Annotated in this window: 15 protein-coding genes and 1 pseudogene; 10 read left to right on the top strand and 6 right to left on the bottom strand. The window is 60.5% G+C overall.

Going from position 1 to position 13,552, the window contains the following annotated elements:
- Window positions 1-29: 29 nt before the first annotated feature.
- Window positions 30-668, bottom strand: a complete 639-nt coding sequence (gene rutR, locus ACUW6V_RS06580; RefSeq protein ID WP_007898015.1) for an HTH-type transcriptional regulator RutR — start codon at window positions 666-668, stop codon at window positions 30-32.
- Between the two features lie 282 nt (window positions 669-950).
- On the opposite strand from rutR, the gene rutA reads away from it, so the two are divergent.
- Genes rutA through rutG form a run of 7 tightly spaced genes read left to right on the top strand, consistent with a single transcriptional unit; the run spans window position 951 to window position 6,400 of the window.
- Entirely contained in the window at window positions 951-2,039 is a 1,089-nt protein-coding gene (gene rutA, locus ACUW6V_RS06575) for a pyrimidine utilization protein A (RefSeq protein WP_004385397.1), read from the top strand.
- Complete coding sequence (gene rutB / locus ACUW6V_RS06570; protein ID WP_097570455.1) at window positions 2,039-2,737, top strand: pyrimidine utilization protein B; 699 nt, start codon at window positions 2,039-2,041, stop codon at window positions 2,735-2,737. The genes rutA and rutB overlap by 1 nt, the downstream gene beginning before the upstream one ends.
- A 9-nt stretch (window positions 2,738-2,746) precedes the next feature.
- Entirely contained in the window at window positions 2,747-3,145 is a 399-nt protein-coding gene (rutC, locus tag ACUW6V_RS06565) for a pyrimidine utilization protein C (protein ID WP_454038148.1), read from the top strand.
- Window positions 3,145-3,948, top strand: coding sequence for a pyrimidine utilization protein D (gene rutD / locus ACUW6V_RS06560; RefSeq protein ID WP_041460722.1), 804 nt, complete (start codon window positions 3,145-3,147; stop codon window positions 3,946-3,948). The genes rutC and rutD overlap by 1 nt, the downstream gene beginning before the upstream one ends.
- Entirely contained in the window at window positions 3,945-4,535 is a 591-nt protein-coding gene (locus tag ACUW6V_RS06555) for a malonic semialdehyde reductase (RefSeq protein WP_104676040.1), read from the top strand. Before rutD ends, ACUW6V_RS06555 begins: the two co-directional genes overlap by 4 nt.
- Before the next feature lie 9 nt (window positions 4,536-4,544).
- On the top strand, window positions 4,545-5,045 hold the full coding sequence (gene rutF, locus ACUW6V_RS06550) for an NADH-dependent FMN reductase RutF (protein WP_454038147.1): 501 nt from the start codon (window positions 4,545-4,547) through the stop codon (window positions 5,043-5,045).
- Between the two features lie 17 nt (window positions 5,046-5,062).
- Entirely contained in the window at window positions 5,063-6,400 is a 1,338-nt protein-coding gene (rutG, locus tag ACUW6V_RS06545; RefSeq protein WP_454038146.1) for a pyrimidine utilization transport protein G, read from the top strand.
- Between the two features lie 84 nt (window positions 6,401-6,484).
- Here the strand turns inward: rutG and ACUW6V_RS06540 are convergent, their stop codons facing one another.
- On the bottom strand, window positions 6,485-6,658 hold the full coding sequence (locus ACUW6V_RS06540) for a con-10 family general stress protein (RefSeq protein ID WP_007866642.1): 174 nt from the start codon (window positions 6,656-6,658) through the stop codon (window positions 6,485-6,487).
- A 399-nt stretch (window positions 6,659-7,057) separates the two neighbouring features.
- Between ACUW6V_RS06540 and wrbA the strand changes: the two genes are divergently transcribed.
- Together wrbA and ACUW6V_RS06530 are read left to right on the top strand one after the other, a co-directional pair.
- Window positions 7,058-7,654 carry an NAD(P)H:quinone oxidoreductase gene (gene wrbA, locus ACUW6V_RS06535; protein ID WP_007898023.1) on the top strand — a complete coding sequence of 199 codons (597 nt, stop codon included), beginning with the start codon at window positions 7,058-7,060 and terminating at the stop codon, window positions 7,652-7,654.
- Between the two features lie 25 nt (window positions 7,655-7,679).
- On the top strand, window positions 7,680-7,907 hold the full coding sequence (locus ACUW6V_RS06530) for a YccJ family protein (protein WP_004385405.1): 228 nt from the start codon (window positions 7,680-7,682) through the stop codon (window positions 7,905-7,907).
- Window positions 7,908-7,942: 35 nt separating this feature from the next.
- Here the strand turns inward: ACUW6V_RS06530 and blaCSR are convergent, their stop codons facing one another.
- Window positions 7,943-8,830: a CSR family subclass B3 metallo-beta-lactamase-like protein gene (gene blaCSR / locus ACUW6V_RS06525; RefSeq protein WP_454038145.1), complete on the bottom strand. Its 888-nt coding sequence runs from the start codon at window positions 8,828-8,830 to the stop codon at window positions 7,943-7,945.
- 72 nt (window positions 8,831-8,902) lie between these two features.
- On the opposite strand from blaCSR, the gene ACUW6V_RS06520 reads away from it, so the two are divergent.
- The gene (locus ACUW6V_RS06520; RefSeq protein WP_004385407.1) at window positions 8,903-9,805 is read left to right on the top strand and encodes a LysR family transcriptional regulator; all 903 of its coding nucleotides are present in this window, start codon (window positions 8,903-8,905) and stop codon (window positions 9,803-9,805) included.
- 164 nt (window positions 9,806-9,969) lie between these two features.
- Here ACUW6V_RS06520 and ACUW6V_RS06515 read toward each other — a convergent pair.
- The 3 genes and pseudogenes from ACUW6V_RS06515 to tssA form a co-directional block, all read right to left on the bottom strand.
- Window positions 9,970-11,307, bottom strand: a pseudogene (locus ACUW6V_RS06515) (VasL domain-containing protein).
- A 23-nt stretch (window positions 11,308-11,330) separates the two neighbouring features.
- The gene (tssE, locus tag ACUW6V_RS06510) at window positions 11,331-11,786 is read right to left on the bottom strand and encodes a type VI secretion system baseplate subunit TssE (protein WP_454038144.1); all 456 of its coding nucleotides are present in this window, start codon (window positions 11,784-11,786) and stop codon (window positions 11,331-11,333) included.
- Window positions 11,787-11,817: 31 nt separating this feature from the next.
- On the bottom strand, window positions 11,818-13,404 hold the full coding sequence (gene tssA, locus ACUW6V_RS06505; protein ID WP_454038143.1) for a type VI secretion system protein TssA: 1,587 nt from the start codon (window positions 13,402-13,404) through the stop codon (window positions 11,818-11,820).
- Between the last annotated feature and the right edge of the window lie 148 nt (window positions 13,405-13,552).

The following is a 13,552-nucleotide window of genomic DNA, read 5'->3' as shown; positions in this document are numbered from 1 at the left end:
GCCTTTTTCTTTGGAACCAAAAACAGGCATTACCGCACCCGAACACCTTCAATAATCATCCGCTGGACATTCTCGACGGTGCGGTTAAAGAACGCTTCGTCGGCGAGCGTCGCGCCGGTAACGGCTTCTACCTGGGTGGCGAAATCAGCGTAGTGCTGGGTGGTGGCCCAGATCATAAAAATCAAATGGTGTGGATCGACGGGCGCGAGCTTGCCGCTTGCCACCCAGCCGGTAATGATGGCCGATTTGGTTTCCACCAGCGCTTTTAAATCTCCCTGCAATTCAGCCATCAGGAGCGGCGCGCCCTGCAGCATCTCCAGACAGAACAGCCGCGAGGCCTCGGGAAAATCGCGCGACACCTCAAGCTTTAAACGAATGTATTCGCTGATGGCTGCGAGCGGTTGCAGATCCGCGCGAAAGGCCCGCAGCGGTGCCAGCCAGATATCCAGAATGTGCTTTAGCACGGCGACATACAGCGCCTCTTTGGACGGAAAATAGTAGAGCAGATTGGTTTTGGACACGCCGGAGCGCTCCGCGACCTGTTCAAGCGTCGTGCCATGCAGGCCGAACTGGGAAAACAGCGTCAGGCCAGCGTCCAGTATCGCCTGTTTCTTCGCCGCTACCGCCTTTGACCGCTTGCCGGTCTCTTTTTGCGCGCCTTGTGCCATGCGCCCTCTCCTTTTTGTTTTGCTCAAGCATAGCAAAAGCGCGCTTCAGGCTCGACCTCGCTGCACTTTGATTGCGCAACGCTGCCTGTTTTCTGTGCAACGTTTTTGACCATTCAGTCCGTTTTTTTAATCGCAAAAATGCCACACTTCTTCAACACAATGATAACAAAGGCATTTTCAAAACTGGCATTCGCTTTGCAAAACCCTCTCTGAGCGCGGCACAGGACGTGCAGGATGCAACGCCACGCGACGGTTCTTTCACCTGCAAAAGAGAGGTTCGTGATGAAAATTGGTGTCTTTGTGCCTATCGGAAATAACGGCTGGCTGATCTCCACCCATGCCCCGCAATACATGCCGACGTTCGAGCTGAATAAAGCTATTGTGCAGAAAGCCGAGCAGCAGCAGTTCGATTTTGCGCTCTCGATGATCAAACTGCGCGGCTTCGGCGGAAAGACCGAATTCTGGGATCACAATCTGGAGTCGTTCACCTTAATGGCGGGCCTCGCCGCTGTAACCTCGCGTATACAGATTTACGCCACCGCCGCCACGCTCACGCTGCCGCCCGCGATTGTGGCGCGCATGGCGTCAACTATCGACTCCATCTCCGGCGGACGGTTTGGCGTGAATCTCGTGACCGGCTGGCAGAAGCCGGAGTATGAGCAGATGGGCCTGTGGCCGGGCGATGACTACTTCTCGCGCCGCTACGACTATCTCACTGAATATGTCCATGTGCTGCGCGACCTCTGGGATACCGGACGGAGCGATTTCAAAGGCGACTACTTCACGATGAACGACTGCCGCGTCAGCCCGCGCCCGCAGCAGCCGATGAAAGTGATCTGCGCAGGCCAGAGCGACGCGGGTATGGCGTTTTCCGCACAGCACGCCGACTACAACTTCTGCTTTGGTAAGGGCGTCAACACGCCCGCCGCGTTCGCGCCGACCGCCGCGCGCATGAAAGCGGCGGCCGAAAAAGCCGGGCGCGATGTGGGCTCTTACGTGCTCTTTATGGTGATCGCCGATGAGACCGACGAAGCGGCGCGCGCCAAATGGGAGCACTACAAAGCCGGTGCCGATGAAGAGGCGCTGTCGTGGCTCACCGAGCAGAGCCAGAAAGATACCCGCTCAGGCGCGGATACCAACGTGCGCCAGATGGCGGACCCGACCTCGGCGGTCAACATCAATATGGGAACGCTGGTCGGCTCTTACGCGAGCGTCGCACGGATGCTGGATGAAGTCGCCGCCGTGCCGGGCACCGAAGGCGTGCTGCTGACGTTCGACGACTTCCTGACCGGTATCGACGCCTTTGGCGAACATATTCAGCCGCTGATGCGCTGTCGCGATCATCTGCGCGTGACGCAGGAGGTGGCCTGATGAATACGATAACGCTGACGGCGCGCCCCGAGGCGCTTACCTTCGCGCCGGAACAGAGCGCGCTGATTGTGGTGGATATGCAAAACGCCTACGCAAGCCAGGGCGGCTATCTGGATCTGGCGGGGTTTGACGTCTCGGCCACCGCGCCGGTGATAGAGAACATCAAAACCGCCGTGGCGGCCGCACGCGAGGCGGGCATGACCATCGTCTGGTTCCAGAACGGCTGGGACAGCGACTATCTCGAAGCGGGCGGCCCCGGCTCGCCAAACTTCCACAAATCGAACGCGCTGAAAACCATGCGCCGCCGTCCGGAGCTGCACGGCAAGCTGCTGGCGAAAGGCAGTTGGGACTATCAGCTGGTGGATGAACTGACGCCGCTTCCCGGCGATATCGTACTGCCGAAACCGCGCTACAGCGGCTTTTTCAACACGCCGCTCGACAGCATGCTGCGTGCGCGCAATATCCGCCATCTGGTCTTTACCGGCATCGCCACTAATGTCTGCGTGGAATCGACGCTGCGCGACGGTTTTTTCCTGGAATATTTCGGCGTGGTGCTGGAAGACGCCACGCACCAGGCCGGGCCGCCGTTCGCCCAGCAGGCGGCGCTGTTTAATATCGAAACCTTTTTCGGCTGGGTGAGCGACGTGCAGAGCTTCTGCGACGCGCTCTCACCAGAAGCCCTCGCCCGCATCGCGTAAGGAGTCGTTATGCCAAAACAGGTCATTATTCCGCCCGGCACCAGCACGCCCATCGCGCCCTTTGTGCCCGGCACGCTCGCAGACGGCGTGGTCTATGTCTCCGGCACGCTGCCTTTTGATAGCGCCAACAATGTGGTGTATCCCGGCGACCCAAAGGCGCAAACCCGCCATGTGCTGGAGACGATTCGGCGCATTATCGAAACGGCGGGCGGGACGATGGAGGACGTGACGTTCAACTCGATCTTTATTACCGACTGGAAAAACTACGCCGCGATTAACGAGATATACGCGGAGTTTTTCCCCGGTGATAAACCGGCGCGCTTTTGTATTCAGTGCGGGCTGGTGAAACCGGAGGCGCTGGTGGAGATAGCGACGGTCGCCCATATCGGACAGCCGGGAGGCGCATGATGAAACTGCGTGTAAGCGAAGCGCCCTTTCCCGGCGCGCCGGTGATGGTGATGATAGCGGGCCTCGGCGGGCTTGGCGGTTACTGGCTGGCGCAGCAGAGCGCGCTGAGTCGCGATTATCAGGTGGTGGTGTATGACCAGCGCGGCACCGGCGATAACGCCGATACGCTGCCGGAGGGCTATACGCTCGCCGATATGGCGCAGGAGCTGCACCGCGCGCTGTTAATCCACGGCGTGCATCGCTATGCGGTGCTTGGCCACGCGCTTGGCGGGCTGGTGGGTCTTGAACTGGCGCTGGCGTTTCCGGAGGCGGTGAGCGCGCTGGTTATCGTTAACGGCTGGCTGTCACTCAGCGCCTGGACGCGCCGCTGCTTTGAAGCCCGCGAGCGGCTGCTGCTCGACAGCGGCCCTGCAGCGTATATCGCCGCGCAACCGCTGTTTCTCTACCCGCCGTCGTGGGCGCAGGAGAATCAGCCGCGCCTCGAAGCCGAAGAAGCGCTGCATAACGCCCATTTTCAGGGCACCGAAAACCTGCTGCGCAGGCTGTGGGCGCTGAAAAACGCCGATTATCGCGAGCGCGCCGCGCGCGTTATCACGCCGGTTCAGATTATCTGCGCGCGCGATGACATGCTGGTGCCGTGGACCTGTTCGCAGGCGCTGCACGAGGCGTTGCCCCATAGCCGTCTTGACGTGATGGACTTCGGCGGCCACGCCTGCAACGTCACCGCGCCCCAGCCGTTTCATTCTCTGCTTTATGCCGGGCTGGCATCACTTGCGCCCGCGCCCCACAAGGAGACCGTATGAGCGAAGCTCTGAGCGCCAGCGCGCTCGCCACGTTATTTACCGACGCCCGCACCCACAGCGCCTGGCGGGAAACGCCCGTCAGCGACGCGCAGCTGCGCGATCTCTATGAGATGGTGCGCCTCGGCCCGACCTCCGCCAACTGCTCGCCGGGGCGGCTGCTGTTTGTTACCACGCCGGAGGCTAAAGCCCGCCTGAAACCCGCGCTCTCCAGCGGCAACGTTGAGAAAACCATGCAGGCACCGGTGACCGCCATCGTCGCCTGGGACAGTGAATTTTACGAGGCGCTGCCGACGCTGTTTCCCTATGCCGACGCCCGCGCCTGGTTCACCTCCAGCCCGGCGTTGGCTGAGGAGACTGCGTTTCGCAATAGCTCGCTACAGGCCGGGTATCTGATCATGGCCTGCCGGGCGCTGGGGCTTGATACCGGCCCGATGTCCGGCTTTGACCGCGCGGCGGTGGACGCCGAATTCTTCAGCGGCACTCCCTGGAAGAGCAATCTGCTTATCAATATCGGCTATGGCGATACCGAAAAACTGCATCCGCGCCTGCCTCGTCTTGCCTTTGAAGACGCCTGCGCGATCGTTTAAGGAGGGGTTATGAGTGAACAACAGGCTTTTCGCGATGCAATGTCCCGCCTCGGCGCGGCGGTGAATATTGTGACTACCGACGGCCCGGCGGGCATGGCGGGCTTTACCGCCTCGGCGGTGTGCAGCGTGACGGACAGCCCACCGACGCTGCTGGTGTGTCTGAACCGCAACGCCTCCGTCTGGCCGGTGTTTCAGGCCAACGGGCAGTTGTGCGTCAACACGCTCGCCGCCGGGCACGAGGCGCTCTCTGGCCTCTTCGGCGGCAAAACCCCGATGGAAGAGCGCTTCGCCGCCGCCCGCTGGCATCGCGGCGTCACCGGCTCTCCGAAGCTCGACGGCGCGGTGGTCTCCTTTGACTGCCGGGTGGAACAGGTGGTGCCGGTCTCCACCCACGACGTGCTGCTGTGCCGGGTGCTGGAAATCTCACGTAATGACGATACGCACGGGCTGGTCTGGTTTGACCGGCGTTATCATGCCCTCGCGCGCCCCGTCTGCGGGCTCGCCTCTTAGCTCCACAGGAGATACCTATGGCCAATTCCTGGTTTCCTCACTGGCGTAAACCTGCCGGCCCCGCGGGCGGCGTGGTGGCTCCGGACGAAACGCTCTCCGCCGGCCAGACGCTGGTCATGGGCGTACAGCACGCGGTGGCGATGTTTGGCGCGACGGTCCTGATGCCGCTTTTAATGGGGCTCGACCCGAACTTGTCGATTCTGATGTCCGGCATCGGCACGCTGCTGTTTTTTGTGATTACCGGCGGACGGGTGCCGAGCTATCTCGGCTCCAGCGCCGCTTTCGTGGGGGTGGTGATCGCCGCGACCGGCTTTAACGGCCAGGGACTGAACCCGAATATGAGCGTGGCGCTGGGCGGGATTATCGCCTGCGGCTTGTTGTATACGCTTATCGGCGTGGTGGTGATGAAATCGGGCACGCGCTGGATAGAACGGCTGATGCCGCCGGTCGTCACCGGGGCCGTCGTGATGGCGATTGGGCTTAATCTCGCGCCGATTGCGGTTAAAAGCGTCTCCGCCAGCGGCTTTGACGGCTGGATGGCGGTGATGACCGTGCTCTGTATTGGCCTCGTGGCGGTGTTTACGCGCGGCATGGTGCAGCGGCTGCTGATCCTGATGGGGCTTATCGCCGCCTGGGCGCTGTATGCGCTGTTCACCAATGTGCTGGGCTTCGGCAAGCCGGTGGATTTTACGCCGGTGGCGCGGGCCGCGTGGTTCGGCCTGCCGCACTTCGCCGCGCCCACGTTTAACGTGCAGGCCATCATGCTGATTGCGCCGGTCGCCGTGATTCTGGTGGCGGAAAACCTCGGGCATCTGAAAGCGGTCGCGGGCATGACCGGGCGCAATATGGACCCGTATATGGGGCGCGCGTTTGTCGGCGACGGGTTGGCGACGATGCTTTCCGGCGCGGTGGGCGGCAGCGGTGTAACGACCTATGCGGAGAATATCGGCGTGATGGCGGTGACGAAAGTCTACTCGACGCTGGTCTTTGTGGCGGCGGCAGCGATCGCCCTGCTGCTCGGCTTCTCGCCAAAATTCGGCGCGCTAATTCACACCATTCCGGCCCCGGTTATCGGCGGCGCGTCGATTGTGGTGTTCGGGCTGATTGCGGTCGCGGGCGCGCGTATCTGGGTGCAGAACCATGTGGATCTGAGCCAGAACGGCAACCTGATTATGGTGGCGGTAACGCTGGTGCTGGGCGCGGGTGATTTTGCGCTCACGGTAGGCGGCTTTACGCTTGGCGGCATCGGCACCGCCACCTTTGGAGCGATTGCGCTCAATGCGCTGTTAAGCCGCAAACAGGCTCAGACGCCGGAGCCGGTACTTGCGCCACAGGAGCCGCCCCCGCAGGCATAAAGAAACCGCCGGGAATGCCCGGCGGTCAGGGGTGCTATTAACCTTTGACGTACATGGGATGGTTAATAACGGTCATGCGTGGCACTAGCTACGGCCGCCGCCATGACTGTTTTTACCCCCTTTTTTCCCGGCTTCGGAGGCGCGTTGCGGGTCATTTTTGAAGTTCCCGCCGCTGTGCTGGCCACCTTTACGACCTGCTTCTGATGCTCTGTCACGATCTTCTGCGAAATTACCTGAACCACCACGATGGTTTGCCATTTCTGACCTCCAGATTGTGTGAATCATTAGACATCATACTGCATTCAGTAAAAGAGGATTCTTTCACCTCACGGCACTGGCCGGAGCCGTTATCGTTGCCGCGTGATTAAAAGCTTAGCCAGGGTGCTTGCTCCTGCCACTTTTCGGAAACATTTAGCAACATCAATCTGGCGTTTCGCCCGTAAAACTGACGAAACGATTAATAAGGCATTCTTATGATTGAAAAATTTCAGCGCTTAAAAAATGTGATCTGATGCTACAAACACCCCATTCATAGATAAACTCTTATTTTTAAAGATTTTTTAGCTGCCGGTTTGCACTCTGCCATCAGGGGCATATGCTTTATAGATGAGCGCAGCGATAACGGCTGTGGCAACCACTGATACAGGAGCAAGGCTGATGGCGAAAGTTCTGGTGCTTTATTATTCCATGTACGGGCATGTCGAAACGCTGGCGCACGCAGTGGCGGAAGGCGCCGAAAAGGTTCAGGGCGCGGAAGTGACAATTAAGCGCGTGCCGGAAACTATGCAGGCGGAAGCCTTCGCGAAAGCGGGCGGGAAAACGCAAAATGCGCCGGTCGCCACGCCGCAGGAGCTCGCCGATTACGACGCGATTATCGTCGGAACCCCGACCCGTTTCGGCAATATGTCTGGCCAGATGCGTACCTTCTTTGACCAGACCGGCGGCCTGTGGGCCTCCGGCGCGCTGTACGGCAAACTGGCGAGCGTGTTTAGCTCAACCGGAACGGGCGGCGGTCAGGAGCACACGATCTCCTCCACATGGACTACGCTTGCTCATCATGGAATGATCATTGTGCCTATCGGTTACGGGGCGCAGGAGCTGTTTGATATTTCCACGGTTCGCGGCGGAACGCCTTACGGCGCGACCACCATCGCAGGCGGCGACGGTTCACGCCAGCCAAGCCAGGAAGAACTGGCGATCGCCCGCTATCAGGGCGAATACGTGGCGGGCCTCGCCGTCAAAATGAAAGGCTAACTCACTCACTTCACCGGAGGAAAGCATGCCAACACAAGAATCGAAAACCCATCACGTGGGGGAATGGGCCAGCCTGCGTAATACGTCCCCTGAGATCGCCGAAGCGATTTTTGAAGTGGCCGATTATGACGAGGTGATGGCCGAGAAAATCTGGGAAGAAGGCAGCGATGAAGTGCTCATTCGCGCCTTTAAGAAAACCGATAAAGATTCGCTCTTCTGGGGCGAACAGACGATCGAACGTAAAAACGTCTGACGCTTCGGCCCTCTGCGTATGCAGAGGGCTTCTTTTTATGGCTGCGCGCGCTGCGCTGCCAGCTGTTTCTCAAAAGCCGCCCGCGACTGCGCGACATAGCGCGCCAGCCCTGCTTTATCGATAAACGCGTTATTCTCTCCCCTCGCCTTGCGCGCCATTTTATCCATCAGGCCAAAACGCTCGCCTTTGTTGGCAAGAAAAATATCCACCTGTTGCGCCTCAAGCCGCGCAAAACTGCGACGGATATCTTCCACCAGCGTCGGATAGTTGCGGTTGTTGATAAGCGGATACCCCGGCGTCGCGAGGCTGTCGGCATAGATAAGCGTTTTACCGTCAGCGAGTGTGACTTTCCATGAGGTCGCTCCCGGAAGATGGCCTGGCGTGAAAATGGCCGCAAGCGTCACGCCGCCCAGATGCCACTGCTGCCCGTCCTGCGCCTCAATATCCACCGTCACTGGCGGGAACGGCAGCGCGTCGCCCAGCGCGAAATCCTCTTTACCACCGCGCGCCATCTGCTCTGCATTGGCGTGGCTTGCGATAACGCGCGCGCCGCTCCACGCTTTAAGCCTCGCGATGCCGCCCGCCTGATCGAGCCGCGCATGGCTGTTCGCGATGTAGCGAATATCGGCCATGCGAAAACCGAGCGCTTCAATGTTGCGCCTGATTTGCGGCGCGCTGGCATCAAGGCCCGCGTCAATCAGGATGTGGCCCTGCGGTGTAGTGATCAGCACCGACGAGAGGTTTTCGGTGCCGACGTACCAGACGCCAGGCCAGATGGCGAAGGGCTGAACGGGCTTCGCCCAGGCTTCAAAAAGGGAATACGGCGGTGCCTCGGCGAGCGGCTGGGCGGGGTCGAGCGCGGCATGCGCGGGTACAGAGAGCAGTGACATCAGACAAGAAAAAAGTGCGATACGGGGTTTCATTATCATCTCCTGAATAAGGAGACGCAGTATAATCAGCGCCTTTTTAATGCGGCTCAATTGGAATGACATCTGATGAATATCCTGCAACTGGATATGAACCTGCTGAAAGTGCTCTATGTGATGCTACAGACGGGTACGACCGGCGAGACGGCGCAGCGGCTCAATATTACGCCTTCGGCCGTGAGCCACGCACTCTCGCGCCTGCGTGAAGCGCTGGGCGATCCGCTGTTTCGACGCGAAGGGAATCGCCAGCATCCAACGCCTTTTGCGCAGGCGCTGCGCGATAAACTGGTGCCGCTGTTCGTTTCGCTGAATGAAGAGATGTTCGGCGAGCCGCAGCCGCACGAGCGGCGTTTTCGGGTGGTGGTGCCGCCCGCGCTCAATACGCTGCTCGCCCCTGTTCTTGCGCAAAAAGCGCATCAGGCGCAGGCGAGCGTCGAGTGCGTGGCGTTCGAGCGGCGCGCCTGGCGTGACGATCTGGTGGATGGTTCGATTGATTTGCTGCTGGCAGTGGGCGATCACCAGAAGCAGCTTAGCGCGCTGCACTATGAGCGCGTCGGGCAGACGCGGCTGGTTATCCTTTATGGCCCGCCGCTTCGCCCTGCGCTTGCCGGGAAAAACAGCCTGACGCTTGCGGGGTTGTGCGACTATCCGCACGCCTATTGTCACCCGTGGCCACAGCCAGAAAACGAGCTGGATCGCCAGCTGGCGCGCAGTGGCCTGACGCGGCGGCTGGGGTTTATCGGCACCGATTACGCCCAGCTTCCCGGCGCGCTGCGCGAAGCGCCGCTACTGGCGGTGGTGCCCTGGCCATGGTTTGCCACGCTCAAAGATAACGCGCAGCTCTCGATGCTGGAGCTTGACGATGAAAAAGCGCTCGGCAGTCTTTTTTTGCAGTACCGCACCTCGACGGTGCCATGGAAAAAGCGTCTGATAAGCGCGGTACGTCAGGCGCTAACGCCCTGGTATCATTGAGAATCTTCTCAAATGCACTGAGGGAGCCTCAAGGCTGGCTACACTGGATTCATGTACTCATTACTCCTGAGATACATGCTCGATGTGAATCCCCTGATACTGTTATTTCCTGCCCGATGGGCAGGATTTTTTTTATCTATTGCAGGGAGAATGAAAACGGGGCGCTAAGGCGTGGCGGCATCGGGTGACGGCGGTGTCAGCAGCACATAGCGATAGAGAAGCTGATTAAGCCGGGTGGCGGTTTCCTGACGCAGCGCACCAGGCTCAACGCCCTGCTGGCGCTGCTCTGCCATCTGACGCAGCAACTCCTCCGCAGGCGGCATGGCGGCAAACGCCTAGTGAATATTAAACACCATCGTTTTAAGCTCACTGCCGGTCAGGTATTTCCCGCGCCGCTCATCCAGCGCGTTGAGCCGCGCGGTCAATTCGTCAAGCTGCGTCATGCCACGGCGCCAGCCATCCAGATTTTGCAGCGGCAGCGCCGCGGCGCTCATCTGCTGACGCCATTCGCGGGTTAGCGCCTGTACCTGGGCGTGCTGAGGCAAAAGTTGGCCCGCCTGGCGCACCAGCTCACAGGCAAAACGGATATTGCGATCGGGCGGCAGCGTTGCCAGCCACCCCAGACGCTGGCGCGTTTGCGTCAGGACCAGAGCAGGATCAATCTGGCGCGCCTGTTCCGGTGTGATGGTGGCACTGTCTGCCATCTGCGGCCACGCGCGAAGCGACGCCGCAATCCGCGCCTGCACTGGATCGGGGCGGTGATACGCCTGCCAGCCCATCAACACGGCGCTGCCCGCCACCAGCATAGTGAGCATACCGGCGATGAACGGCTTCAGGCTACGGCGCGTTAGCATGTGAGCCGATGCCACGTCTGGCGCAGGCACGCTGTCCGGAACATACACCCGGCGGATATCATCATCCGTCTGCGGATCGTTAACCGTCACCGCGCGCTCCTTCAGCGTCACTTCACTCTGCCCCGCGTCATTTTCCAGTCGCGCCGCTGCGTTTTGCAGATGCAGACGCAGCGCGTCCATCTGACTGACATGCTTAAGCTCAAGGCGCTCCAGTACCGTGATAATACGTGTCAGGTGCTGCTCCGCCTGATAGAGCGCGCCGAGATCCGCATAACGCAATGAGAAAGTACGCAGCGTCTGCTGCACACGCTGGCTGAGGCCGCTTAAAATCTCCATTCGCGCGTGTACCGGCTGCGGCCACAGGTTGCCCCACTGGCGCGAGATGAGCGCCTCGAGGATCGCCAGCCCTTCGTTAAGGCCGGGCAACCCCAACAAGCGCAGACGCGCCTGCGTATACCAGGCGGCGGTTTGCAGCTCGACACCATTGCGCTCAAAGAGCGAGAGCGACAGCTGTTCGACCCGCCGCCAGTCGACATCCGGGCGCGCCGGGTGCGTGAGTTTGCCGAGCTCTTCGCGAAGCGCGGCGTAATCCGGCAGCAGGCGCGGATCGCCGCCGGTTTTCAGATGACGTTCAGTGGACGTGTCCATAATATCCCTGTCCTGAAGGCCGCTCAGATCGCGGCGCGGTTATCCATAAACTGCTGTTGTTTGAGGTGGCGGATCAGCACCCGCCCTTCTGGCATAAATGCCGTGCCGTAGCGCACCAGCCCCACGCCTTTCAGCTCGGCGTCGATGGCGTAGCGCAGCTCGCCGGGAAGGGTTTGCGGGAGCATCACAACGTTGATCCGTTTCAGACGCGGCTCATATTTCAGCAATACGGCAGAGAGCGCGCTGATGAGTTCATGGGCGGTGCCGGGCATACCCTGAAGAATTTTGGCCAGATCCGGCAGGCCGTAATCCGGCAGATGTTTGAGGCTACCGGCGCGGGTATTGAGAATGCGCTGCATGTTATCGAGCACCGACAAAATGACCTGATTTTCTTCGCTGACGGCATCCAGCGGCAGGCCGCCTTCGAAATTGCCGTAGAGTATTTCATAGAGCGATGGCGAGAGAGAGGTTTCGGGCATCATTTTCTCCTTCCTTGAATAAGGTGATGACTTAGCTGCATAACAAGGCGGCGCGCGCCGGATCGATGGCGATAAGTGCCGCCAGCAGCTGTTCCATATCAGTTTGCAGGCGCGCTTTCTCCGCGTCGCTACGCCCGGCTTTCATACGCAGCAACCGCAGCCGTCTGGCACCCACTTCAAAAAGCAGCGCCGGCTCCCATTGTGCAAGCGTCATTTGCGACGCGCCCGCGTCCAGCGCGGCAAGCAGATGCAGCGCCAGATCGTTTTTGCCGTATTGCTCCGCCAGACGCGCCATCAGCAGGCGCAAAATCCAGCGCTGGCGCGGTGTGGTGAGCGCGGGCCGGGTCTGTAGCCAGCCGAGTGCTGCGTCAATACCGTCGCTGTCGGCGAGCGCGACGGCTTCCGGCTCCAGTTGCAGTACCTCGTCATCGGCGGCGCTGCCAGCGTCCACAACGTGCGCTGCGTCAGGGCCGGAGGCATTCTCGCGCACCTGCTGCGCGATCCAGTGTTGCGTTACCTCATCGGCAAACGGCATACCGTCGCTAAACGCCAGCGTCTCGAGGCCGGGCAGCCGGTTTAACAGCCCGTTCAGATCGGCGCGAATGATACCTGCCAGTGTCTCCTTACCAGACTTCTGCAGCGCTTCGTGAAGATACCACTGCAAATCGAGCCACAGATGGCTGGCACCGCGCGCAAAGAGGCTGTCGGCCTGCTCCAGCAGCTCAAGCCAGCTCTGCTGAAGCCAGAGCCTTTTCAACAATGCGCGCTGGTCGGCCTTCGGGGGTTCTATGCGGGTGCGTCCGTCGCCTGCGAGCGGCGGCAACTGGTGAAGGGTGTCGTGACGCAGGCTTTTCATCATGCGGTGGGCGGCGAGCCAGCCATCAGGCTGATTACGCAGGTAGTCGGCAAGCTGACGGGCCTGATCCAGCAGATCGCGCCCGGACGTAATTGCGCTGATAACAGGCGCAGCCGTGGGCTGCGACGCGTTGCTGTCGCTGGTGGTTTGCGGTACCACCGCATCCACGCCGCCCGCTTTCATCAGCCGCGCTTCCAGCGCGCCGTAAAGCGCGCTTAATGACGGGCGCGCGGAAGGCTCCTCCTGCGCCAGTGCCTGTTCAATCAGCAACAGCGCGCCCGCGGTGCGCCGGGCGTCATCGCGCGTCACTTCCGGGTAAAGCGACAGGCTGTCGAGCACGCGCGAGCCCGCAAGCCACTCCAGCGCCGCCTGACGGCTGCGCGCGCGCTGCGGGTGCAGCGCCGTGCCAAAACGCGCAAGCAGCGCGGCGAGCAGTTCCAGCCCTTCGGCAAAACCAGCCTCGCCCTCCTGGTGCAGCCGCGACCACGCATAATAGGTGGCGACACGAATATCTTTCGATGCCGTGGTCAGCACTTTTTCTGCCAGCTCGCCGATAAGCGTGAGATCGGCACCGGAAAGCTTATTCACCTCCTCGCGGATCTGCTGGAAATCGTCGTCATAACCCGGATCGTCCCCGGTGGGGGCCGTGGCGATGATGGGTTGAAGCCATTTTTCCCAGAGCGCGAGACGCGCCTGCGCCTGGGCGGCCAGCTCATCTGTCTGCGCCTGACAACTCTCCAGCACTGTCTGCAGCGATGCCATTGTTTCTCTCCCTGAAACGAAACCGCCAGCTCCGCCACAAGACGGGAAGCATTTATTTAACAGCGGGTTAAAGCGCAGATGCTACGCACGCAAGAGACATTCACAAGCAATGGGCAACGGGCAGATGTAAACAGAGTTTACGCATCAG

It is taken from the genome of Cronobacter sp. 153480017-3, assembly GCF_053627815.1.
Note: the sequence above shows the minus strand (reverse complement) of the source record. Positions and strands in the feature narration are given on the sequence as shown.